The organism is Vibrio sp. 811 (assembly GCF_033339195.1).
On the sequence record NZ_JAWOUB010000322.1, the window covers coordinates 1 to 761 of the forward strand.

Consider the following 761-nt stretch of genomic DNA (forward strand, 5'->3'; position numbering starts at 1 on the left):
GCGTTAGGGCCATACCACACCCCTTCATGTAAAAGATAAAACTTAATCGCTACTTCCCAATGTTCTAGTTGGTCCAATGTTCTATTTTTGAGTATGAGATCTATCGCACCAATGGTTTTTCCGTCGCTATCGTTGAGTTGAATTTCTTCTGCAAGAATTTCATATTGTTCTGAATTAGCAAGTGCAGCGGTACATAAATGCTGATACAAAAAACCCAGTCTCGGGTTCCCTTGGTACTCTTCAGATTCATCCAGAGGTTTAATCGATAAGTCTTCCAATGTAGCAAAAGGAGGGAGCAACTGAAAAAGAGGAGGAGAAGAGGTGATCCATTGATAAAGACGTTGCAGTTGATTCATCCTGATTCCTTAGTGATGTTGATAAAGCAGCGAGCCTCGTTATTGTAACTAAATTTGGTTAGTAGAATAGGGTAGCTAGCATCAGTGTCATAGTTCGATATACACTTTGAGGTACTCGCTCGAAATTGGAAGTGATAATGAATAATTTACAGTTAGAAAAGATTCTCAACAGCAAACTCTCGCCCGAGTTAATTAAAGATTACGCGCCAAATGGCTTACAGGTTGAAGGCTGTCCACAGATCAAGCGCGTAGTTACTGGAGTTACTGCTTCTCAAGCATTAATTGATAAAGCGATTGAACTCAGAGCCGATGCGTTATTGGTCCACCATGGTTATTTTTGGAAAGGGGAGCCAGAACCCATTCGCGGTATGAAAGGTAAGCGAATTCGTAGCCTAATTAAAAGTG

Annotated in this window: 2 protein-coding genes; one reads left to right on the plus strand and one right to left on the minus strand. The window is 40.9% G+C overall.

The features are described 5' to 3' along the window. Positions 1–356, minus strand: a 356-nt coding sequence (locus R7Q46_RS26620; RefSeq protein ID WP_318078147.1) for a DUF1853 family protein, incomplete at its 3' end; no start/stop codon positions are given. Between the two features lie 137 nt (positions 357–493). On the opposite strand from R7Q46_RS26620, the gene R7Q46_RS26625 reads away from it, so the two are divergent. After that, positions 494–761: Nif3-like dinuclear metal center hexameric protein (locus tag R7Q46_RS26625; RefSeq protein ID WP_318078148.1), on the plus strand; the 268-nt coding region annotated here is incomplete at its 3' end.